We start from the raw sequence: 20,545 nt of genomic DNA, 5'->3' as shown, positions 1-20,545 counted from the left end.
GCCGGGCGGGAGGAACAACCGAGCATGCGTCGATATCTAGCGGGTCGCCTCGGGCAGGCGGTGGCGGTGCTGTGGGCGGCCTACACGGTCTCCTTCCTGGTGCTCGACCTGCTGCCCGGCGATCCGGTCTCGGCGATGGCCGCCGGCGGGCTCGACCAGGCCGCCATCGAGCCGGCGCAGATCGAGGCGCTGCGCCGGGAGTACGGCTTCGACCAGCCGATCCTCGTCCAGTACCTGAACTACCTGGGCCGGGCGGTGCGCGGCGACTTCGGCAACTCGGTGGCGACCGGCCGGCCGGTGACCTCGACGCTGGCCGACGCGCTGCCGTACACGCTGCAACTGACGGCCGCCGCCCTGGTGCTGGCCGTCGTCCTCGGCGGTGCGGTGGCCCTGTACGCGACCTACACCGCCCACCGCTGGCTGCGTCAGCTGCTGATGTCGCTGCCGTCCTTGGGCGTGTCGCTGCCCACCTTCTGGATCGGCCTGATGCTCGTCCAACTGCTGTCGTTCCGGCTCCGACTGCTGCCCGCGTTCGGCAACGAGGGCGCGGCCAGCCTGATCCTGCCGGCGGTCACCCTCGCCGTGCCGACCGGCGCGATGCTCGCACAGTTGCTCGCCAAGAGCCTGCTGACCACGCTCGACGAGCCGTACGTGCAGACCGCCCGGGCCAAGGGCGCCGGCCGGACCCGGGTCCACCTGCGCCACGCGTTGCGTAACGCGGCCCTGCCGGCGTTCACCATGGCGGGGATCCTGGTCGGCAATCTGATGGCGGGTTCGGTCGTCGTCGAGACGGTCTTCTCCCGCAACGGCGTCGGCCGGGAGACCGTCAGCGCCGTGACGGTGCAGGACATCCCGGTGGTCCAGGGCGTCATCGTCTTCGGCGCGTCGACCTTCGTGCTGGCCAACCTGGCCGTCGACCTGATCTATCCGCTCCTCGATCCGCGGATCGTCGTCGCGGCCGCCCAGCAAAGGAGCACCGGATGAGTCAATCACTGGTCGGCGAAGTGGAGCCGGCGACCGGGCCGGACCCGGACCGCCCACGCCACCCGGAACCGGGCGTCATCCGCGGCGCCGAGGCGCGGCGGCTGGTCCGGTTCCTGCTGCGACGTCCCGGGCTGGTCCTGTCCATCCTCGTGGTCGCCCTCGTCGTGCTGGCGGCCTTCTGGCCGACGCTGTTCACCTCGCGCGACCCCCTGCTCGGGGTGCCCGTCGACCGGTTCCAGGGCCCCGGCGCCCAGCACTGGTTCGGCACCGATGAACTGGGCCGGGACCTCTACGCGCGGGTCGTCCACGGCGCGGCGCTCTCTCTCAAGGCGACGTTGATCGCGGTCGGGGTCGCCTTCGTCGTCGGCGGCACGATCGGTCTGGTGGCCGGCTTCGTCGGCCGGTGGGGCGAGGACGTGCTGATGCGGATCGTGGACGTGCTGCTGGCCATACCCGCGCTGTTCCTCTCCCTCGCCCTGGTCACCGCGCTCGGCTTCGGCACCGTCAAGGTCGCCGTCGCGGTCGGTCTCGCCAGCGTCGCGAGCTTCGCCCGGGTGATGCGGGCGGAGGTGCTGCGGGTGCGCCAGGCCGTCTATGTCGAGGCCGCCCGCTCCACCGGGGCCCGGTGGTACTCGGTCCTGCTCCGGCACGTGCTGCCGAACGCGATCGGGCCGGTGCTCGTCCTGGCCACCCTCGAACTCGGCATCGCGGTCCTGGCCGTCTCGTCGCTGAGTTTCCTCGGGTACGGCGCCCCGCCTCCCGCCCCGGAGTGGGGGACCCTGATCTCCACCGGCCGGAACTACCTGGCGAACGCGTGGTGGCTCTCGACGCTGCCCGGCCTGACGGTCGCGGCCACCGTCCTGGCCACCAACCGGATCGCCCGCGCCCTCGACGGAGAGTCGGCGACCCAGCGATGAGCATGCCGAGCGGTCCGGCCGCGATGCCGGAGAACCTTCTCGAAATCAGCGACCTCGCGGTCTCCTACCGGTCACGGTCGGGGGTGGTGCGCGCCGTCGACGGCGTCGACCTCACGGTCCGCGCCGGTGAGATCGTCGCGGTCGTCGGCGAGTCGGGCTCCGGGAAGAGCACGACGGCACACGCGGTCATCGGCCTGCTGCCGGGCTCCGGCCAGATCGACGCCGGCCGGATCCGGTTCGGCGGGCGGGACCTCGCCGGCGTGTCCGAGCGGGAGTTGCGGCTGGTCCGGGGGGCTCAGATCGGGCTCATCCCGCAGGACCCGACCGTCTCGCTCAACCCTGTGCAGCGCATCGGCGATCAGGTGGCGGAGGTGCTGCGGGTGCACGGTCTGGCGGACCGCCGCTCCGCGCCGCTGGACGCCGTCGATCTGCTGGAACAGGCGGGTCTGCCCGACCCGGCCGTCCGGGCCCGGCAGTACCCGCACGAACTGTCCGGCGGAATGCGTCAGCGGGTCCTGATCGCCGTGGCGATCGCCGCCAAGCCGAAGCTGATCATCGCCGACGAGCCGACCAGCGCGCTCGACGTCACCGTCCAGCGGCTGATCCTCGACCACATCCAGAGCCTGACCGAGGCGCACGACACGGCCGTCCTGCTGGTGACGCACGACCTCGGCATCGCCGCCGACCGGGCGCAACGGATCGTGGTGATGTCGCGGGGCCGGGTGGTCGAGGCCGGACCGGCCCGGCAGATCCTCGATCAACCGAGCCACCCGTACACCCGGCAGTTGCTGCGCAGCGCCCCGAGCCTTGCTGTCGCCCGCCCTACCGCACCACCGCGGCCCGCTCCGGGCCGGGCGGCGGCCGACCGGCCCCTGGTGACGGTCGAGAACCTGGCCAAGGAGTTCCCACTCCCCCGGGTGGCAGGCGCCGCCGCGCGGTCGGTGCGCGCGGTGCACGACGTGAGTTTCTCGATCAACCGGGGCGAGACCTTCGCCCTCGTCGGCGAGTCCGGCTCCGGCAAGTCGACGACGGCCCGCCTGGTGTTGCGCCTGGTGGAGCCGGACGCCGGACGGATCGTCTTCGACGGCAAGGAGATCACCCGGGCTCGGGGGGAGGAGTTGCGCCGGTTGCGCCGGCGCGCCCAGCTCATCTACCAGAATCCGTACGCGTCGCTGGACCCGCGCTTCTCGATCGGCGAGGTGATCACCGAACCGTTGCGTGTGTTCCGCGTCGGCGACCGGGCCTCCCGGCGGGCGCGGGCCCGCGAACTCGTCGAACGGGTCGCGCTGCCGGCCTCGGTCCTGGACCGCAGGCCCGCGGAACTGTCCGGTGGGCAACGCCAGCGGGTCGCCATCGCCCGGGCCCTGGCCCTGTCCCCCGATCTCGTGGTCTGCGACGAGCCGGTCTCCGCGCTGGACGTCTCGGTTCAGGCCCAGGTCCTCGAATTGCTGGCCGAACTGCAGGCGGCCACCGGCGTCGCGTACCTGTTCATCTCCCACGACCTCGCCGTGGTGCGGCAGATCGCCCACCGGGTGGCCGTCATGCAGGCCGGCCGGATCGTCGAGATCGGCGCAACCGGCGAACTCTTCGACCGCCCGAACCACGCCTACACCCGTGACCTGCTCGCGGCCATCCCCGGCGGGCGGTATGCCTGACCGCTGCCGGACCGGTAGGCCTGAGCCGGCCACAGGGACCGGCCAGAACGCCAGGTGCACCGTCACAGTCGCGTGCGAGACGCGCTGATCACCTCGTTCTCAGGAACGCGGAGGGCGTTGAACGACGTCGTGCGCCGCAGGGAGAAGCCGAGCGATTCGTACAGGCGGATCGCGTCGGTGTTACTCGCCGCGGCGTGCAGGAACGGGATCTCCCCTCGCGCCCGGATGCCCGCGGCGACCGCCAGGACCAGGCGGGAGGCCATTCCCTGGCCGCGGAACGCGGCGTCGGTGCAGACGGCGCTGATCTCGGTCCAGCCGGGCGGGTGCGGCCGCTCCCCCGCCATGGCGACCAGCCTGCCGCCGCGGCGGATGCCGAGGTAGGTGCCGAGTTCGAAGGCGCGCGGGAGAAAGGGGCCCGGCCGAGTGCGTTCGGCGAGGTGGAGCATCTCGGGCGCGTCGACCGCGGTCAGCCGCACCGCCTCCTCGTCGGGTGCGCCGGACACCGCGGCACCCGACATCTGGACACCTGGCACGACCTGTACCACTTCCCAGCCGGGCGGGGGCGAGGTCGTGACACCGGCCACGGACACGATGGCACCCGGGCCCGCGAACGCGGCGGCGCCGCCTGGGTGCCGGAGAGTGTCATGATCCCACCGAGCGGAGCGAGGCCGCCTTGGCGCGGTCCCGTTCGGCGACTCCCTCCCGGACCAGCGGGATCACGTGCCGCCCGAAGTCGATCGCGTCGTCGAGGATGTCGTAGCCACGTGCGGAGATGATCTCCACGCCGAGGTCGTAGTAGTCCAGCAGCGCTTCGGCCACCGTTTCGGGAGTACCGACGAGTGCGTTGGAGTTGCCCGCCCCACCGGTCGCGGCGGCGGTCGGCGTCCACAGTGCGCGGTCATGGCGCTCTCCCCTGGCCGCCACCTCCAGCAGCCGTTGTGATCCCGTGTTCTCCGGCTGCCCGGACAGCCGCCGCCTGTTCGCGCCGGCGCGGTGCAGGTCACCGAGGATGCGGTGCGCCTTCTCCCAGGCCAGCTCCTCGGTCGGCGCGATGATCGGCCGGAACGCCACCTGAATCCTCGGCGCGTCCGCACGTCCGGCCCGCCGCGCGGCCTCCCTGATTGAGCCGATCTGCTGCGCGGTGTCGGACAGGGGCTCACCCCACAGGCCGTAGATGTCGGCTTCCGCCCCGCCCGTCGCGTACGCCGCCGGCGACGATCCGCCGAAGGACACCGACGGCCGCGGCTCCTGGACGGGGAACACGTCGGAGACGAAGTCCGTGAAGCTGTAGTGCTCCCCCTCGTGGTCGAAGGGCTCTCGCGAGGTCCAGCCCTTCTTGACGATCTGGATGTACTCCCTGGTTCTCGAGTACCGAGCGTCCTTGGTCAGGAAGTCGCCCTCGCGGCCCTGCTCGTGGTCGTTGCCGCCGGTGATGAAGTGGACGGTCAGCCTCCCGTCACTGATCTGGTCCAGCGTGGCGAACGTCTTGAGGGCGTACGTCGGGTACGACACGTTCGGCCGATGGGCGAGGAGGATGTCGAGATCCGTGACCCGCGTGGCGACGTAGGCGGCCACCTGCGCCGGGTCGGGCGAGCCGGATCCGTAGGCGAACAGCACACGGTCCCAGCCGTACTCCTGGTGGGCCCGGGCAAGACGGAGTGTGTACTGCTTGTCGAACGAGGGACCGGAGCGCGGCGAAGTTTCGGAGCCGTCGTTGGTCCCGCCGATACCGAGAAACTCGACGGGCATGAGTGCTGCCTTTCTGGGTGAGGTGGACAGGTTCACCTCAACACAGCCTCAGATTCCCGTCAAGTCCTACTTGTTTAGTAGGTTTTTTGGAGCGTCCATGCCAAGATGCCGACACCGCCTGCGGAGGTCTAGCGAGGAGCGCCGAGGAAGGCGGAGGCCACATCGCGGAGAGACCCGGTGAGACGTGCCACTCCGCCGTCGTTCATGACATGCCTGACCAGATCGGCGTCGAACATGGACAGCAGGGTATGGCCGACGAATTCGGCATCGAGGTCAGGCCGGGCTTCGGCGAGCAGCGTGGTGATGTGGCGGTGCCAGCGCAGATAGATCGGGTCGGAGAACTTGTCCTCCGCACAAGCACGGTCGTGTGCCGCGAGCAGCGCGACATTACGGGTGGCGAGGTCGGCCAGGGCGTCGAGGAAGGCCAGTAGCCGCTCGCGGGGCGGCACTCCCGGACCCAGCGGCGGCGGCCCGGAGACGATGCCTTCGCTCAGCATCACCGCACGCTCCTCGAGCAGTGCGCGCATGAGCCCGGCACGGTTGCCGAAACGGCGGAACACCGTGCCCTTCCCCACGTCGGCGGCGGCCGCGACCTTGTCGAGGGACACGTGGTCGAATCCATTCTCGGCGAGAAGCGTTTCCGCCGCCTGCAGGACCGCCCGCCGGTTGCGCGCGGCGTCTGCTCGTTCCTGTCGCTGTGCGCCCATCACGCTCCCCCTTGGACAACTCGGACCGTCGGTCCGTATATTACTTCCATCACCATACGGACCGACGGTCCGCTTACTTCGGTCGACGTCAGTCGGACGAAATGTGTGAGGAGACAACGATGAGTGTCCGTGCCCTGGTCGTCGCCCCAGGCTCCCCCGGCGGCATGCGGATGGCCGACATTCCCGATCCACGACCGGGACCGCACGAGGCGCTCGTCGATGTGCGCCACGTGTCGGTGAACCACGGAGACCTGCGTGCCGACGTGCGCCCGCCGGGCACCGTCCCCGGCTGCGACGCCTCGGGCGTCGTCGCCCAGGCGGCGGCCGACGGCAGCGGGCTTCCGGTGGGCACGCGTGTGGCTGTCTTCACAGTGGGTGCGTGGGCGCAGCGGCTCGCCGTCGGCGTGGATGATCTGGCCGAGGTGCCGGCGTCGACCGATCTGGCCGACGCCGCCGCGCTGCCGCTGGCGGGCATCACGGCACTGCGCACGTTGCGAGCCGGTGGACCGATCCTGGGCAAGAGAGTGCTGGTCACGGGCGCCTCCGGCGGTGTGGGCCGGATGGCCGTGCAGCTCGCCGCGCTGGGCGGGGCGCACGTCATCGCATCGGTCGGGTCGCCGGTTCGGGGTGAGGGCCTGTCTGGGCTGGGCGCCCACGAGGTGCTGGTCGGCCTGGACGGCGTCGACGAGCCGGTCGATCTGGTCCTGGACACCGTCGGAGGTTCGCAGCTCGTCAGCGCGTGGAACCTTCTCGCGCCCGGCGGCGCCCTGCAGAGCATCGGCTGGGCATCCGGCGAACCGGCCGCATTTCCGCCGTACTCGACCTTCGCTCTCGGTCCCGCCAGGACACTCAGCTCTTTCGGCGACGCCGTGGACGTCGGGCCCGACCTCGCCACCCTCATCGGACTGCTCTCCGCCGGCAGGTTGACCGTTGACATCGGGTGGCGCGGCCCGTGGGACCGCGCCGGCGAAGCCGCCGAAGCCGTCTCCCGCCGCAGGGTGGCGGGCAAGGCCGTCCTCGATCTGGAGCCGTACACCTCCTGAGTGTCTCCCGGCCTGTCGGCCGGGGGACGTCGACGGATGAGGCCGCCGCTCAGGCGGCGATGGGCGAGTAGGCGCCGGCGTCGCCCTTGCGGACCACGCTGGTGTCACCGTTGATGCCGATCGGGATGTCGCCGGCCAGCGTGATGCGGTGCAGAAGCCGGGGCAGGTCGTCATAGTCCGCGACGGCGTAGTGCTGGGTGGCCCGGTTGTCCCAGATGGCGATGTCGCCGTCGCGCCAGTTCCACCGCACCGTGTTGTCCAGACGGGTGATGTGCCGCTGCAGCAGAGAGAACAGGTCGTGGAAATCGGCGCTGCTCAGGCCCGTGAACGACCTGACGAAGTGGCCGAGCAGCAGGGACGGCTCGCCGGTCTCCGGGTGGATGCGGACGACGGGGTGCTCGGTCTCGAATTCGCTGCTCCGGAACTGCTCGCGATACTCCTGTTCCTTGACATCGATCCCGCCGATCTGGGGGCGCTGCGCCGCGTAGTCGTAGAGGTTCGAGTGCACTGCCCGCAGGTGGCCCACCAGCGCCTGCAGGCCGGGGTGCAGCCGCCGGTATGCCTCCACCGTGTTGGCCCACACCGTGGTCCCGCCGTAGGGCGGCAGCGTGATGGCACGCAGCACGCTGATCGCCGGGATCCGGTCGACGAAGGTCACGTCCGTGTGCCAGCTGTTGGCCTTGCCCTGCTCGGAGTCGATCGGGAGCACGGCCTCGCCGTCGCCGGTCACCGTCGGGTGCGGCTTGGTGACGGTGCCGAGCAGCTTGGTGAATGCGTGCTGGTCGGCGTCGGTGGCGTGCCGCTGGTCGCGCAGGAAGACCACACGGTGACGCAGTAGCGCGGCGCGCAACTCGGCGACCGCTGCCGCGTCGGCGTCGCCGCCCACCCGGATGCCGCCGACGACCGCGCCGATCACGCCGCCGACCTGCGTCACGTCGATGTGCTGGTAGGAGTCGTCGGCGACGTTAGGCGTCGCGTGGTCATGGAGCTGGGTCATTCGCTGACACCTTTCGATGGGCGATGTGCGGGTGGACCGTATCCCAGCGTGTGTCGACAGGAGGGCAATGTCAACTATTCCTATAGGTTGACTAGGGAATTTCGCACAGGCCTATGGCCGGAGCACGATCTTGCCGTGGGTGTGCCCCCGCTCCAGCTCGCGGAAGGCGTCCCGCACCCGCTCCAGCGGGTAGGTGCGGGCGATCGGCACCTCGATCTCCCCCCGCTCGGCGAGCCGGGCCAGCTCGCCGAGCACGACCCCGCACGCCGCCGCGCCTTCTCCGTAGGTCCGCGCACCGACCTTGGCCGCGGCCCGCCAGTCGCGGATCGTGTCGATCCGCGCGGGCCGCACGCCCAGCTCCACTGCCAGCTCCACGTAGCCGTCGCCGACCGTGTCGATGAACGCGTCGACGTTCCCGCCGGAGGCCTGCCGGATCCGCTCGGCCACACCTTCCCCGTACTCGACGGGGACGACATCGCGATCCTTCAACCAGGCGTGGTTCGGCTCGCTCGCCAGCCCGATCACCGCGGCGCCGCGCCGCCGCGCGAGTTGCACGGCGATGGACCCGACGCCACCGGCCGCACCGGACACGACGACCGTGTCGGCCGGTCCGGGATCGACCGCGAACACGGTCGCGTATGCGGTCGTGCCGGCCACGTACAACGACCCGGCCGCGTCCCAGGACAGCCCCTCCGGACGCGGGGTCAACGTCACGTCGTCGACCACGACGAACTCCGCGTGGCTCGCCCGGTTGTGGGTGAAACCGAGGACCTCGTCACCCACCGCGACACCGCGCACCTGCGGGCCGACCTCCGCCACGACGCCGGCCAGATCGCTGCCCTGCCCGGAGGGGAACGTCGCCGGCCACCGCTCGTGCAGCTCGCCGGTCCGGATATGGGCCTCGCCCGGGTTGATCCCGGCCGCCATCACCCTGACCAGCACCTGCCCGGGGCCGGGCACCGGACGCTCCACCTCCTCAACTCGCAGGACGTCGATGCCGCCGTACTCGTGGAACCGCACCGCCTTCATCGCGTGATCACCGCTCTTCCTCGTTCGGACATGCCTTGGACGGCCACACCTCCACCATGGCTTCGCCCTCGACGGCCCAAAAGCGGAGCGGTCTCCCTAGGATCGACGGTCCCAGGATGCGTTTGACGAACGGTGATATCACTACCGATATGGGGATGCACCGCGACGAACTCGCCGATTTCCTGCGCCGGTCCCGGGGACGGCTGACTCCACGGGACGTCGGGCTGGTCGAAGGCCCCAGGCGGCGGACGCCGGGACTGCGCCGTGAGGAGGTTTCGGCGCTCGCCGGGATGTCGGCCGACTATTACATGCGGCTTGAGCAGGCCAGGAGCCCGCAGCCCTCGGTTCAGCTGCTGGCCGCGCTGACGCGCGCGCTGCGGCTGACCATCGACGAGCGGGACCACCTGTATCTGCTCGCCGGGCACCGCCCGCCGGAGGGGGCGCGAGCCGGGGAGTACCTGCGACCGAGCATGCTGTACCTTCTCGACCGGCTGGACGGCGTTCCGGCCCAGATCCTGAGTGATCTGGGCGACCTGCTGGCGCAGAACGACATGGCGCAGGCGTTGTTCGGGTGCGTGTGCAGGGTGGCCCAGGAGGACCGCAACATCGTGCTGCGCTGGTTCACCGAGCCGGACGTGCGGAGCCACTTCGCAGTCGAGGAGCACGAGGAGCACGCCCGGCAGATGGTCGCCGATCTGCGCGCCGCGGTTGCCCGCCGTGGGGACGACGCGGCATCCCGCGCACTCGTCAAGCGGCTCCAAGTGGCCAGCGCCGAGTTCGCGGCGCTCTGGGACCGGCACGAGGTCGCGGTGCGCAGGTCACACCCGTACCGGCTCATGCATCCCGAGCTCGGCAGGATCGAGTTCGACTGCGAGGTGCTGGCGACGCCCGCGGCGGACCAGCGGCTGCGGGTCTTCACCCCGCCGCCCGGCGGCACCGAGGCGCTGGACATGCTGCGCGTCCTCGGCCCGCAGCACCGGCACGACACCGCCGCGACGCGGGCGACGACGAGGACGAGCGCGGCGACGAACGGCGACGGCGACCCGCGTACGTCGTGAGCACGTTCGGCTTGGTGATCGCGCTCGGAGGAACAACGCCGGGCCCACACGGCGATGCAACCGATCCGCGGCAGATCCGATCATTCAGTCGGTTAGGGTCGCGGGGTGGGTCCTCACCGCATGCCTGCCGCCGAGGTGGACGTCTCCCCGGGTCTGGTTCGCCGGCTCTTGGCCGCCCAGCAACCCGACCTCGCCCACCTGCCTGTCGAAGTGATGGCAAACGGGTGGGACAACGTCATGTGCCGCGTCGGCGACGTGCTGGTCGCCCGGCTGCCGAGGCGTGAGGTCGCCGCCAGGTTGCTCGTGCACGAACAGCGGTGGCTCCCCGTTCTCGAGCCTCGGCTGCCGCTGCCCGTACCTGCGCCGGTGCGGAACGGGCAACCGGACCTCGGCTACCCGTGGCCGTGGAGCATCGTCCCGTTCCTGCCCGGGGACGTCGCCGCACGGAAGCCGCCCGCCGACCTGCGAGACGCAGCGGTCAGCCTTGCCGGGTTTCTGGGAGCCTTGCACACTCCCGCCGCACCGGACGCCCCCGTGAACCCCCACCGCGGCATCCCGCTCGCGGACCGCAGCGCGACGGTCACCCAGAACCTGAGCGTATTGGGCCGCCTGGTCGACCACAGGGCCGTGATGCGCGTATGGGAGGCCGCAGCCGCAGTGCCGACGTGGGGCAGGCCCCCGTCGTGGGTGCACGGCGACCTTCACCCCGCCAACATCCTGATAGACCGCGGCCGCATCAGCGGCGTGATCGACTTCGGCGACATCACCTCCGGCGACCCTGCCACGGACTTGTCCGTGGCCTGGATGCTCCTGCCCGCCGACTGCCACGATGCTTTCCAGAACGCCTATCGGGCGGCGGCCGAGTATGTACCCGACGACCACATCTGGGCACGAGCGCGAGGGTGGGCGCTGGCGCTGTCGCTCGCGTTTCTGGCCCATTCGGCTGACAACCCGCTGATAGCGGAAATTGGCCAGCGCACCATCAATGCCGTGCTCGCATAGGCAGCGCGGCCGAATATCGGATGCCATGCGCGAGCGAGGCAGGCGACGCTCCTCAGACGGCTGACGGGGACCGGCATGGACTCCACGCGAAGGCGATATTCGCTGGCAGGCCGGCCCCGCAGGCTGCCAGGCTCCGCATATGAGTCCCCAGACCAACGGCGTGTCCGACACCTCCTGGCTCGGCGCACCGATCGACGCCCGCCCTCTGTTCGTGCCGGAGTCGGCGTCGCTCCTGGACCTGCTGCGCACGCTGACAGCGGCCGAATGGAACGAGACGGCAGTCCCGGGCTGGAGCGTGCAGGACCTTGCCGCACACATCCTTGGCGACTACCGCGGCCGCCTCGGCTGGAGCACAGACGGATTTCGGCCTGCCTTCGCCCCCGGCGAGACCCTGGAAACGTTCATCCATCGCGTCAACCAGGACTGGATCGACCTCCACGCCGGCCACAGCCCGGTCGAGCTCATCGACGCCCTAGAACTGGCAGGAGCCCAGGTCAACCGTCAATTCGAGTCCGCCGACCTCGGTACGGCGGGCCTGGGAGTGTCCTGGGCGGGGGCAGACCCGGCACCCACCTGGCTGGACGTCGCACGGGAGTTCACCGAGTACTGGACGCACCGCCAGCAGATCCGCCATGCCACCGGCCGCCGCACGGATCCGGAGCCTCGGGCCCTGAGCACGGTCCTGGAGGTCTTCATGCGGGCCCTGCCCCACACGATGCGCGGCACCTCCGCGGCCGTCGGGACGCAGGTGCAGGTGGCCATCAGCGGTCCGGTCGGCGGCGTCTGGAACGTGACGGCGATGAAGGACCGATGGTCACTGGCCGCGGCGCCCAACGGGCAGCCGACGGCATCGGTGACGCTGGACCCGGAGACGGCCTGGCGCTTGTGCACGCGTGGCATCGAGCCCAGTACTGCCCTGACACGCGCGCAGATCCGGGGGGATCGTCGGCTTGCCGAAGCCGTCTGCCAGATCGTGTCCATCGTCTACTGAGCACCGGGTTCGCATCCGCCGTCCCAGCTGATGCGGCGGGCCACCGAGCATGCGGAATCCGCCTCGACGGCCATGACCCGTGACACCGACGGCGTCCGTTGAGGGGGCGGGCGATGATCTGGCCCGAGGTCGAACATCTGTTGCCAGCACGGCGTTGGGCCGACCATTCCGGCCGCCCTGTTCAGGCTGGTCAGGCGCGTAGCGGGCGGAAGAACCCGCGGATCTCGGCGACCAACTCTTCCGGCCGCTCCAATGCCGCGAAATGGCCGCCTCGGTCGAACTCGGTGAACCGGGTCAGGCGGTAGCAGCGCCGTACCCATTCCTCTGGCGGCGTGAAGTTGTCCTTCGCGAAGGAGGCGAACCCGGTCGGCGTGTCGACATAACCGGGCACAAACCTGCCAAGCATGCCCTCGGTGTGCATGGTCTCGTAGTACAGGCGAGTGGAGGTGGCGATGGAGCCGGTCAGCCAGTAGAGGGTGATGTCGGTGAGCAGTTCGTCCTTGCTGAACACCGACTCGACGTCGCCGCCGCAGTCGCTCCACGCCCGGAACTTCTCCACGATCCACGCGGCCAGCCCGGCAGGGGAGTCGGACAATCCCGCAGCCAGCGTGGACGGCCGGGTGCCCTGGATCTGGGCGTACCCACCCTCCTCGGAGAAAAAATGCTCGGCCTCGGCCACGAATGCCTCTTCGGCGGGCGTGAGCGGGGCCGAGTTCTCATCCAGCACCGGCGTCGCCCCGATCAGGTTCAGGTGGATGCCGGCCACGGTTTCGCCGTGGTCGCGGCCGAGACGGCTGGTGATCTGCGCGCCCCAGTCGCCGCCCTGCGCTCCGTAGCGCGAATAGCCGAGCACCTCGGTCATGAGCCGATCGAACAGGGTCGCCATGGCCGTCGGGGTCATCCCGGGCGTGCCGGGATGCGGGGAGAACCCGTAGCCGGGCAGGCTCGGCGCGACCACGTCGAACGCGTCGGCCGGGTCCCCGCCGTGCGCTGCCGGGTCGGTCAACGGCCCGATGATCTTATGCACCTCCCAGAACGAACCCGGCCAGCCGTGCGAGAACAGCAGAGGGAACGGGCGCGGCCCCACTCCCCTGGCGTGGACAAAGTGCACGGTGTGGCCGCCGAACTCGGCGAGGAACTGAGGGAGCGCGTTGAGTCGCTCCTCGGCCGCGCCCCAGTCGAACTCGGTGCGCCAGTACTCCAGCAGCTCGGCGAGGTAGCCGGGTGGGGTGCCGTGCGTCCAGTCCTGTCCGGACAGTGCCGGCGCGAACCGCGTTCTGGCCAGCCGCTCCCGCAGGTCGGTGAGCTGCTCGGGACTGGTTTCGCTGCGGAACGGACGTAGCTGCGCCATGTGACCTTTTCCCTGAACGTCGAAATGCCTCGTGTCGGCATGCCAGCGCGCGGGCGTGCGCGCAATCCATGGGTCGCGGCCGGTGCTGCGCTGGGCGGGTGCCCCCGGGCGTTTCGTCGGGGACACAGTCAGGTTTACGCCGGCTGTGCGGAGTTACCCAGACCCCCGCTCTGCCTACGTCCCATGTGACTACCACCAGCGGGGACAGGCTGACGGACCCAATCGGGAGCACTGACTCGCCGCTTCCACTCGACCGGCCGGTAGGCGGATTCGCCGAACTCGAAAAGCGGAAACATCATCCCTAATTGGACATAAGGTCTATTTCGTATCAGAGTAGCCGATACTGGCTTAACTTAATTAATAAGTAGATAAGCAATACACAAAAGCCGTTAATCGCTGTTTACTGCCCAAGCGATCAGGAAACCATCATTTTGCGCGAATAGACAGACAAGTGCGCCAAAGGTTCATTTCTTGGCTATTCAGCGAAATCCGAGCATAAAGCACTCGTGCTTTCCAAGGGGGAATTAGATGCCCAACATCAAGAGCCTCGTCGGAGTTCTCGCCATCAGCGCCGCGCTGACCGGCGGGGCCCTCACTGTCAGTACCGCCGTCACCGCCGGCGCCGCGAACGCCGCCACCGTCGCGGGCTGGGGCGACTGGGGTGGTGGCGGCAACTGCGGCGGGGTCGGCGGCTGGGGGCGGGGCCTGGGCAACTGCGGCCGCAACAACAACTGGACCACGGACGACAGCGGGCGCGAAAGTGACTGTGGCCGCGACAGCAACAGCGGTGCCGGCAGCAGCAGCAGCTGTGGGGGCAGCAGTTGCAGCCGCCACAGCGGTCGCTCTTGTGGCCGCTCATGCGGCCGCTCGTGCGGCGGTCGATGCGGCGGATGGGGCGGCGGTGGTGGTTGCGGGCGAGGAAACCACAATCGGAACCGCAATCACGAATTCCAGCACGCCAGCCAGCACGAGAACCAGAGTCAGCACCTGATGCGTGACTTCACCCTGGTCGTGTCGCCGTTCCAGGAGAGCAGCAACCAGGCCGCTCCGTGGCAGAAGCAGGACAGCGACTCCGCGGCCCGGGTGCCGACGATGCCGGTGATGTAGCGGTGGCGTGATCCCATGATGGAGGCCTCCCTGGTAGCCGCCAGGGAGGCCGGCCGCATGCGGCACGGCAGGCGGTTCCGGTGATACCGGACGGAACGCTATAGCGTGACCGCGTGGATCTTCTCGTGGTGGGTGGCAGCGGCTTTCTCGGACTGGAGATCATCCGTCAGGCGCGGCGTGCAGGCCATGGCGTCGTGGCGACGTTCCACAGTCGCGTTCCCGCCGTCGCCGACGTTGACTGGCGAAAGCTGGATGTCCGCGACCGCGACGACGTCACGGCCTTGGTCCTCGAGGCACGGCCTGATGTGATCGTCAATGCCGCCTACCGGCAATCCGACTGGGCGACCACGGCCGAGGGAGGCATGCACGTCGCCCTCGCCGCGGCAGTGGCAGGAACCCGCCTTGTGCACGTGTCCAGCGATGCGGTCTTCTCCGGTACGGCGGCCCACTACGACGAGACGCACGCACCGGATCCCACGTCGCCGTACGGCGCCGCCAAAGCCGCCGCCGAGACGGCGATCAAGGGCATAACGCCGACCGCCGTCATCGCCCGGACCTCGCTGATCATCGGTGACGGCGGATCTCAGCACGAGAGATTCGTGCACGCACTGGCAGCCGGTGCCGTGACCGGTGTCCTGTTCACCGACGACGTGCGCTGCCCCGTGCATGTCACCGACCTCGCCTGCGCCCTGCTCGAACTGGCCGCGTCGCCGTACTCCGGGATCCACCACGTCGCCGGCAAGGATGCCGTCAGCCGCTACGAGCTCGGAGTGCTGATCGCACGCCGGGACGGTCTCGACCAGGCCACTTTCCCTACCGGGCTGCGCGCCGGCACCGGCATCCCCGGACCCATCGACGTGCGATTGGTCGGCACCGACACCCAAGCGCGGTTGAGCACCCGTCTACGAGGTGCGCGCGAGTTCCTCGCACCACGGAACGCGGTCGCGTCGGAAGGCGTGCCGCAGAGCGAAGGTCCGCTCGACGACCCAGCGGTGTTTCTTCACGATTCGGCGTCGCCGTCTGCGGGTCGCAGAGGAACCCGCAGGACGAAGTGAGCGCCCCGGTCGCTGTCCTGAATCGTCAGCGTGCCGCTATGGCTCTCCGCGATCTGCCTCGCGATCGGAAGGCCGAGTCCGGTGCCGCCGGAATCCTTCCTGCGCCCGGCCTCCAACCGTACGAAACGCTCGAACACCGCCTCGCGATCGCCTGGAGATATCCCTTCGCCGTCATCGATGACCTCGAGCACCGCCGTGCCGGCGTCTGACCCGGTGTCGTCGCCCTCACGGGACACACGGACGATGACCTTGGAACGGGCATGCCGTTGGGCGTTGGCGACCAGATTGTTGACCAGCCGCGTGAGCCGTACGCGGTCGCCTTTCACCACCGCTCCCGGGGTCACCTCGCAAATGATCTGTTTGCCGGAGCGGCGGGCGCATTCGGCGGTGGCGAGCTCCGCCAGATCGACCCACTGGCAGGTGGTCGGCGCCCCGGCGTCCAGCTTGGCCAGCGTCAGCAGGTCGGACACGATCGCCTGCAACCTGTCCAGGTCGGCGAGCAGGGTCGTGCCCAGCTTGACCACGTCGACCTCGTCCGGGGCCAGCAGCCCGTCCTCGATCTCCGTTCGCATCGCGGTGATCGGGTTACGCAGGTCATGAGAGACGTCGGAGGTGAACTGACGCTCCCGCTCCATCATGGCCTGCAACTGATCCAGCGTCCTGTTCACCGTCGTCGCCAGATCATGGGCCTCCCGGTGGGAGCGTGACGGCACCGGGACCCGCTCACTCAGCCGTGTGGGTCGCAGGTGACCCAGCTCGGCCCGGATGAGTCTCACAGGCTCGATGTATCCGACGATGATCCGATAGCTGGCGAAGATGATGAGGCCGACAATGATCACCGTACCGGCGACCAGCAGCAACGCCAGAAGGGGATCGACGTAGAAGGGGACCGAGGGCGCGGCGCCGTAGACGGTCCACGACCCGCCGTTGTCGGTGGCTTGGACGGCGACGACCAGGGCGCACTCCCCTGTCGGGATCGCCTTGCCGCAGATGACCTCGGTCCGCTCGCTCTCGGTGTTGGCGGGCAGGAAGCTCGCGATGGGCGGCCGTCCGCGCAAGTTCTCGGTGGAGGCGATGACCCTCCGCTTTGAATCGAGTACCTGGACGTAGGGGATCACCTGCTCAGAGATCGGATTTCGCAATTCTCCCCGAGGGACGAGAGAGGCGATCTCGGTCGCCGTCCCGTTCACCGTGGCCGTGCGCGACTCAGTCGCCAGGCGATGGACGATGAAAATGACCATCCCGGACATGAGCGTGCTCAGCAAAGCCACCGCCACGCCGAGGAACAGCATCAGGCGAGCTCTCTCCGTATACCGCCGAATGCTCACAAACCGGGCCCCCTTTCCCGTGACCAGTCCAACACGTGGGCTGTGCCCCCTCTGAGCAGGGGGTGGCCTTGGACGGACCTTTACCGTCATGCGGGGGACGCTGACGAGCGGAACCTGCACGACAAGAGGTCCGTAGCCGCATCTTTCGGCGATCCCGAGTACGGCCAAGCCCGGCGGGGGCCCCTTGATCAATTGGGCGGGTTCAGGACACGCGAGCGCTGCTGGATGCCTGGTGTGCCGTACGGATAGACGGACACGATCGGCGAACTGGCCTCGGTGAGCAGGTCTGTCTCCTTCTCGGACAGGTGCAACTCGGCGGCGCCGAGATTGTCGTCGAGTTGTTCAAGCGTGCGTGCGCCGAGGATCACCGACGTGACCGCAGGCCGGCCCGCCGTCCAGGCCAGCGCCACCTGCGACATGGACACGCCACGCGCCTCGGCGACCTGCCGCACCGCATCGATGACCTGCCAGGTGCGCTCCTGCGCGTTGCGTGCGGCATAAGCCTCCATGCCACGCTGGGGGTTCTCGCCGAGCCGAGTCGCACCGGTCGGCACATGGTCACGCGCGTACTTCCCGGTCAACCAGCCACCGGCCAGCGGCGACCACGGCAGAATCCCGATGTTCTCGTTGCGGCACACATCCACCAATTCGAACTCGATGTCACGCACCAGCAGGTTGTACTGGGGCTGCAGCGTCACGATCGGCGCGAGCCCACGGAACTGCGTCAGCAGCGCCGCCTTCTGCAACTGCCAGCCGAGGAAGTTGCTGACGCCCGCGTAACGGATCTTGCCGGCGCGCACCGCGTCATCGAAGAAGCCGAGCGTCTCCTCGATCGGGGTCAGGGGGTCCCAGGCGTGCGCCTGGTAGAGGTCGACGGTCTCGACCCCGAGCCGCCGCAGACTCGCTTCCAACGCCCGGGACAGGTTGGTGCGGGTCAGGCCCGCATCATTCGGCCCGTCCCCCATCGGAAAACGGCCCTTCGTCGCGATGACGAGCTGATCCCGTACCCCCGGCCGGGCCGCCAACCAGCGACCGATGATCTCCTCGGACAATCCGCGGGAGTACACGTTGGCGGTATCGATGAAGTTCCCCCCGCGCTCGACGAACCGGTCGAGCTGAGCATGCGACACCTCCTCGCTGCTCTCATTGCCGAAAGTCATCGTGCCCAGGCACAGCGAGGACACCACCGTGCCGGTGCTGCCCAAGGTGCGGTATTCCATCGTTCTGCCCCTCACTACGAGATCCATATCGGCGTTCTGCGCGACCCCGGATCTTGCCGTCCAACAGAGGAAACCGATCCAGCTTCGACATCGATGATGCCTGGTCGACATGAATTCGGGCTGTGAGACGAAGTCAGATACGTCTCACTGCTGCGCACTTTGAGAGAACTGGGCGTCGCGAGGCAGGTCGAACGGCGTGCCGTTCGGTGCAGGCACCGCGAGAGTTACGGCCACCGCCGCCGAGAGCACGCCAGGCCCACGCAGAACAACGCGCCGAAAGCCCCGTCGTTGTCATGCCGGCCGGGAAACACCGCCGGATTATTCGCCTCAACCGTCACGGCGAAGCTGAACACCACCAGGAACGCCGCCACCGCGTAGACCGCGGCCATGCCACAGGACTTGGCGACGGAGTCCGCTCACCTCGCAGTCATCGGATGAGGCCTTCCGAAGACCACACCGAGATGAGATCCATTGTCCTCAGTACATGAAAAAGGTGTCACATGATCACGCGACACCCTATCCGACCAGCCAAAACCTGGTCGGGACGACAGGATTCGAATCTGCGACCCCTTGCCCTTGCGGGGCCCTGTCACTCGGTCGGTCACCCATCTCGATTGCTCCGAGAGGTCTCTCTGTCGGGCAATAGTCGCGAGTTGTGCGCGGTGTCGGCCACATTTCAGCCCGGTGGATCATGCGGTGACCCTGTCAACCGGAGACCTGGGCAGGCTGTGCGTCCGAGTGTGCACTGACGGTCTCGCCGCCTCCCCTATCGGCTACCTGGGCGACCAGGAGAGCGAAAAAGGCGAGCGTCGCCATCGCAGTCCGGACCGTGTGCAGCGTCCACCAACGCAGGCGGACATCCGCCCAGTCGGTCGGCAACTCATCGACGTTCCATGAGTTCGCAAGCTGATTGAGTGGATCCAATTGGGTCAAGGTGAGCGCGATCGTAGCCACGAGTAGCAGCAAGGCGGCGATGCTGAGCCAAAATACGAGCCAGCCACGCTGGTAGGACACAACACACGTCGTCACGAGCAGAGCGAGGCAGGTGAGCAGTAACACCGGCATGGCACGGCCGTAATCCACATTGAGCGCCTGCCAGTACCGCACGTACGCGGGTCCGGGTAACGAACGCAGTGATGGAGCCAGCACGGTGAAGACGAGGCCTCCGGCGAAGAGGCCGAGCAGCAACGTCGCCCCCGTCCGAGCGACCTCCAACAGCACGACACGCATGCTCCACCCCCGGCGAACCCAGTGATTGGCTAGATGCATAAAATTTCATTTGAATCAGATAAAGTCAATACGACGGCACGGTGATCATCCATGGAGCAGAAGCCCAAGCGGCGATACGTCAGTGAGATACGGCGGGAGAACGCGGAGGCGACCCGGCTACGGATCGCCGAGGCGGCACGTGCACTCATGTTGGAACACGGCTATGCCGCCACCAAGATGGCTGACGTCGCACGGGCCGCAGGCGTCGTCGTGCAGACCCTGTACACGTCCTGTCCTGGCGGCAAGCCGGGCTTGGCGAAGCTCGTCTGGGACGTGACCCTGGCTGGTGACGCGCAGGCCGTCCCGCAGAGTGCCCGGCCACAGGTACAGGCGATCATCGCCGAACCTGACCCCGTGCGGAAGCTGCTCGCCTTCGCGGAGATGGCGCTGGCGATTTATCAACGTGTCGGTCCGGTGCATCGCGTGCTGCGCGCCGCCGCAGCGACCGATGTCGGCTTGGCCCGCCTGTTATCCGACACAGAAGAGCAGCGATTGACAGGCAGCCACGGACCTGCAGAACACCTTGCGGCCGTGGGCGCACTGCGCACCGGACTGAGCGTCGAGCGGGCCGCCGATCAGATCTACGCCCTGACCTCGATCGAGTTGTTCGAGCGACTGACCGAGTTCTGCGGCTGGACTGTGCGCGACTGCCAGGACTGGCTGGCCCGGACCCTGAGCGAAACCCTGCTCGGACCGACCGACAGCCGACCGAGCACCTCGGCGTGACCGAGCCGAACGCGCCCGGGCGCCACTACCGGCACACGTCGCCCGCGAACCATTCAAGGCGCTCACCAGCAGAAACAACACCACTGAACGCCTTCGAAGCGCCGCTGGACAAGCACAGGAGCGTCGGAGCGATTCAGTTAGAGGCCCGTGCGTGCGAGCGTTGCTCCTGTGCTGGGGGTGTCTGCGGACACGGGACGCAAGGACCGTGCGGAGGGTTTGCGTCCGATGCCGAAGCGTTAGCACTTGGAGCAGCGTCTTATCGAGCCACATGATCACGCTTCGATCCGCAATTGGCCAATCCGCGGAGCTCCCGGCAACCGGTGAAACCCGGGCGAGGGCGCCGTGAAACCGGTGGCG

Annotated in this window: 20 protein-coding genes; 10 read left to right on the top strand and 10 right to left on the bottom strand. The window is 68.7% G+C overall.

Annotated features, from left to right (window positions below):
• Positions 1–24 precede the first annotated feature (24 nt).
• Genes Pmi06nite_RS36475 through Pmi06nite_RS36465 form a run of 3 tightly spaced genes read left to right on the top strand, consistent with a single transcriptional unit; the run spans position 25 to position 3,556 of the window.
• On the top strand, positions 25–984 hold the full coding sequence (locus Pmi06nite_RS36475; protein ID WP_203957776.1) for an ABC transporter permease: 960 nt from the start codon (positions 25–27) through the stop codon (positions 982–984).
• Positions 981–1,901, top strand: a complete 921-nt coding sequence (locus Pmi06nite_RS36470; protein WP_203957775.1) for an ABC transporter permease — start codon at positions 981–983, stop codon at positions 1,899–1,901. The genes Pmi06nite_RS36475 and Pmi06nite_RS36470 overlap by 4 nt, the downstream gene beginning before the upstream one ends.
• Positions 1,898–3,556, top strand: coding sequence for a dipeptide ABC transporter ATP-binding protein (locus Pmi06nite_RS36465; RefSeq protein ID WP_239114450.1), 1,659 nt, complete (start codon positions 1,898–1,900; stop codon positions 3,554–3,556). Before Pmi06nite_RS36470 ends, Pmi06nite_RS36465 begins: the two co-directional genes overlap by 4 nt.
• 62 nt (positions 3,557–3,618) lie before the next feature.
• On the opposite strand, the gene Pmi06nite_RS36460 is transcribed toward Pmi06nite_RS36465, so the two are convergent.
• The 3 genes from Pmi06nite_RS36460 to Pmi06nite_RS36450 all read right to left on the bottom strand — a co-directional run bounded on the left by Pmi06nite_RS36460 (position 3,619) and on the right by Pmi06nite_RS36450 (position 6,012).
• Positions 3,619–4,146, bottom strand: coding sequence for a GNAT family N-acetyltransferase (locus Pmi06nite_RS36460; RefSeq protein WP_239114449.1), 528 nt, complete (start codon positions 4,144–4,146; stop codon positions 3,619–3,621).
• Between the two features lie 52 nt (positions 4,147–4,198).
• Positions 4,199–5,305: an LLM class flavin-dependent oxidoreductase gene (locus tag Pmi06nite_RS36455; RefSeq protein ID WP_203957774.1), complete on the bottom strand. Its 1,107-nt coding sequence runs from the start codon at positions 5,303–5,305 to the stop codon at positions 4,199–4,201.
• Between the two features lie 128 nt (positions 5,306–5,433).
• Positions 5,434–6,012 (bottom strand): TetR/AcrR family transcriptional regulator, encoded by a 579-nt coding sequence (locus Pmi06nite_RS36450; protein WP_203957773.1) that lies wholly within the window; start codon positions 6,010–6,012, stop codon positions 5,434–5,436.
• Positions 6,013–6,131: 119 nt separating this feature from the next.
• Between Pmi06nite_RS36450 and Pmi06nite_RS36445 the strand changes: the two genes are divergently transcribed.
• Positions 6,132–7,055, top strand: a complete 924-nt coding sequence (locus Pmi06nite_RS36445) for a zinc-binding dehydrogenase (RefSeq protein WP_203957772.1) — start codon at positions 6,132–6,134, stop codon at positions 7,053–7,055.
• A 49-nt stretch (positions 7,056–7,104) separates the two neighbouring features.
• On the opposite strand, the gene Pmi06nite_RS36440 is transcribed toward Pmi06nite_RS36445, so the two are convergent.
• Together Pmi06nite_RS36440 and Pmi06nite_RS36435 are read right to left on the bottom strand one after the other, a co-directional pair.
• Positions 7,105–8,052 carry a TauD/TfdA dioxygenase family protein gene (locus tag Pmi06nite_RS36440; protein ID WP_203957771.1) on the bottom strand — a complete coding sequence of 316 codons (948 nt, stop codon included), beginning with the start codon at positions 8,050–8,052 and terminating at the stop codon, positions 7,105–7,107.
• 111 nt (positions 8,053–8,163) lie between these two features.
• Positions 8,164–9,081, bottom strand: a complete 918-nt coding sequence (locus Pmi06nite_RS36435; RefSeq protein ID WP_203957770.1) for an NADP-dependent oxidoreductase — start codon at positions 9,079–9,081, stop codon at positions 8,164–8,166.
• 149 nt (positions 9,082–9,230) lie between these two features.
• Between Pmi06nite_RS36435 and Pmi06nite_RS36430 the strand changes: the two genes are divergently transcribed.
• The 3 genes from Pmi06nite_RS36430 to Pmi06nite_RS36420 all read left to right on the top strand — a co-directional run bounded on the left by Pmi06nite_RS36430 (position 9,231) and on the right by Pmi06nite_RS36420 (position 12,132).
• Entirely contained in the window at positions 9,231–10,139 is a 909-nt protein-coding gene (locus Pmi06nite_RS36430; RefSeq protein WP_239114448.1) for a helix-turn-helix transcriptional regulator, read from the top strand.
• A 105-nt stretch (positions 10,140–10,244) separates the two neighbouring features.
• Positions 10,245–11,141, top strand: coding sequence for an aminoglycoside phosphotransferase family protein (locus tag Pmi06nite_RS36425; protein WP_203957769.1), 897 nt, complete (start codon positions 10,245–10,247; stop codon positions 11,139–11,141).
• Positions 11,142–11,280: 139 nt separating this feature from the next.
• Positions 11,281–12,132, top strand: a complete 852-nt coding sequence (locus Pmi06nite_RS36420; RefSeq protein ID WP_239114447.1) for a maleylpyruvate isomerase family mycothiol-dependent enzyme — start codon at positions 11,281–11,283, stop codon at positions 12,130–12,132.
• A 190-nt stretch (positions 12,133–12,322) separates the two neighbouring features.
• Here Pmi06nite_RS36420 and Pmi06nite_RS36415 read toward each other — a convergent pair whose 3' ends face one another.
• Complete coding sequence (locus tag Pmi06nite_RS36415) at positions 12,323–13,483, bottom strand: epoxide hydrolase family protein (protein ID WP_203957768.1); 1,161 nt, start codon at positions 13,481–13,483, stop codon at positions 12,323–12,325.
• Between the two features lie 528 nt (positions 13,484–14,011).
• Here Pmi06nite_RS36415 and Pmi06nite_RS36410 point away from each other — a divergent pair.
• Both Pmi06nite_RS36410 and Pmi06nite_RS36405 read left to right on the top strand, forming a co-directional pair.
• Positions 14,012–14,590 carry a hypothetical protein gene (locus Pmi06nite_RS36410; RefSeq protein WP_203957767.1) on the top strand — a complete coding sequence of 193 codons (579 nt, stop codon included), beginning with the start codon at positions 14,012–14,014 and terminating at the stop codon, positions 14,588–14,590.
• Positions 14,591–14,703: 113 nt separating this feature from the next.
• Positions 14,704–15,645 carry an SDR family oxidoreductase gene (locus Pmi06nite_RS36405; protein ID WP_203957766.1) on the top strand — a complete coding sequence of 314 codons (942 nt, stop codon included), beginning with the start codon at positions 14,704–14,706 and terminating at the stop codon, positions 15,643–15,645.
• Here Pmi06nite_RS36405 and Pmi06nite_RS36400 read toward each other — a convergent pair.
• The 4 genes from Pmi06nite_RS36400 to Pmi06nite_RS36385 form a co-directional block, all read right to left on the bottom strand.
• Positions 15,591–16,937 (bottom strand): sensor histidine kinase, encoded by a 1,347-nt coding sequence (locus tag Pmi06nite_RS36400; RefSeq protein WP_203957765.1) that lies wholly within the window; start codon positions 16,935–16,937, stop codon positions 15,591–15,593. The genes Pmi06nite_RS36405 and Pmi06nite_RS36400 overlap by 55 nt on opposite strands.
• A 224-nt stretch (positions 16,938–17,161) precedes the next feature.
• On the bottom strand, positions 17,162–18,193 hold the full coding sequence (locus tag Pmi06nite_RS36395; RefSeq protein ID WP_203957764.1) for an aldo/keto reductase: 1,032 nt from the start codon (positions 18,191–18,193) through the stop codon (positions 17,162–17,164).
• 224 nt (positions 18,194–18,417) lie between these two features.
• A complete protein-coding gene (locus Pmi06nite_RS36390; RefSeq protein WP_203957763.1) occupies positions 18,418–18,582 on the bottom strand; it encodes a hypothetical protein in 165 nt (54 codons plus the stop codon).
• Positions 18,583–18,898: 316 nt separating this feature from the next.
• A complete protein-coding gene (locus tag Pmi06nite_RS36385; RefSeq protein ID WP_203957762.1) occupies positions 18,899–19,423 on the bottom strand; it encodes an anthrone oxygenase family protein in 525 nt (174 codons plus the stop codon).
• Between the two features lie 90 nt (positions 19,424–19,513).
• On the opposite strand from Pmi06nite_RS36385, the gene Pmi06nite_RS36380 reads away from it, so the two are divergent.
• Entirely contained in the window at positions 19,514–20,188 is a 675-nt protein-coding gene (locus Pmi06nite_RS36380; RefSeq protein WP_203957761.1) for a TetR/AcrR family transcriptional regulator, read from the top strand.
• Positions 20,189–20,545 lie beyond the last annotated feature (357 nt).

Origin of the sequence: Planotetraspora mira (genome assembly GCF_016863275.1) — a bacterium.
In the GTDB taxonomy this organism is placed as follows: domain Bacteria; phylum Actinomycetota; class Actinomycetes; order Streptosporangiales; family Streptosporangiaceae; genus Planotetraspora; species Planotetraspora mira.
Note: the sequence above shows the minus strand (reverse complement) of the source record. Positions and strands in the feature narration are given on the sequence as shown.

Excerpts from the sequence above, each read along its gene's own strand:
- Pmi06nite_RS36400 (WP_203957765.1), bottom strand. The coding sequence starts at position 16,937 with ATGCTGTTCCTCGGCGTGGCGGTGGCTTTGCTGAGCACGCTCATGTCC.
- Pmi06nite_RS36410 (WP_203957767.1), top strand. The coding sequence starts at position 14,012 with ATGCCCAACATCAAGAGCCTCGTCGGAGTTCTCGCCATCAGCGCCGCG.
- Pmi06nite_RS36450 (WP_203957773.1), bottom strand. The coding sequence starts at position 6,012 with ATGGGCGCACAGCGACAGGAACGAGCAGACGCCGCGCGCAACCGGCGG.
- Pmi06nite_RS36470 (WP_203957775.1), top strand. The coding sequence starts at position 981 with ATGAGTCAATCACTGGTCGGCGAAGTGGAGCCGGCGACCGGGCCGGAC.
- Pmi06nite_RS36415 (WP_203957768.1), bottom strand. The coding sequence starts at position 13,483 with ATGGCGCAGCTACGTCCGTTCCGCAGCGAAACCAGTCCCGAGCAGCTC.
- Pmi06nite_RS36435 (WP_203957770.1), bottom strand. The coding sequence starts at position 9,081 with ATGAAGGCGGTGCGGTTCCACGAGTACGGCGGCATCGACGTCCTGCGA.
- Pmi06nite_RS36380 (WP_203957761.1), top strand. The coding sequence starts at position 19,514 with ATGGAGCAGAAGCCCAAGCGGCGATACGTCAGTGAGATACGGCGGGAG.
- Pmi06nite_RS36440 (WP_203957771.1), bottom strand. The coding sequence starts at position 8,052 with ATGACCCAGCTCCATGACCACGCGACGCCTAACGTCGCCGACGACTCC.
- Pmi06nite_RS36455 (WP_203957774.1), bottom strand. The coding sequence starts at position 5,305 with ATGCCCGTCGAGTTTCTCGGTATCGGCGGGACCAACGACGGCTCCGAA.
- Pmi06nite_RS36390 (WP_203957763.1), bottom strand. The coding sequence starts at position 18,582 with ATGGCCGCGGTCTACGCGGTGGCGGCGTTCCTGGTGGTGTTCAGCTTC.
- Pmi06nite_RS36420 (WP_239114447.1), top strand. The coding sequence starts at position 11,281 with ATGAGTCCCCAGACCAACGGCGTGTCCGACACCTCCTGGCTCGGCGCA.
- Pmi06nite_RS36475 (WP_203957776.1), top strand. The coding sequence starts at position 25 with ATGCGTCGATATCTAGCGGGTCGCCTCGGGCAGGCGGTGGCGGTGCTG.
- Pmi06nite_RS36465 (WP_239114450.1), top strand. The coding sequence starts at position 1,898 with ATGAGCATGCCGAGCGGTCCGGCCGCGATGCCGGAGAACCTTCTCGAA.
- Pmi06nite_RS36445 (WP_203957772.1), top strand. The coding sequence starts at position 6,132 with ATGAGTGTCCGTGCCCTGGTCGTCGCCCCAGGCTCCCCCGGCGGCATG.
- Pmi06nite_RS36385 (WP_203957762.1), bottom strand. The coding sequence starts at position 19,423 with ATGCGTGTCGTGCTGTTGGAGGTCGCTCGGACGGGGGCGACGTTGCTG.
- Pmi06nite_RS36395 (WP_203957764.1), bottom strand. The coding sequence starts at position 18,193 with ATGGAATACCGCACCTTGGGCAGCACCGGCACGGTGGTGTCCTCGCTG.
- Pmi06nite_RS36430 (WP_239114448.1), top strand. The coding sequence starts at position 9,231 with ATGGGGATGCACCGCGACGAACTCGCCGATTTCCTGCGCCGGTCCCGG.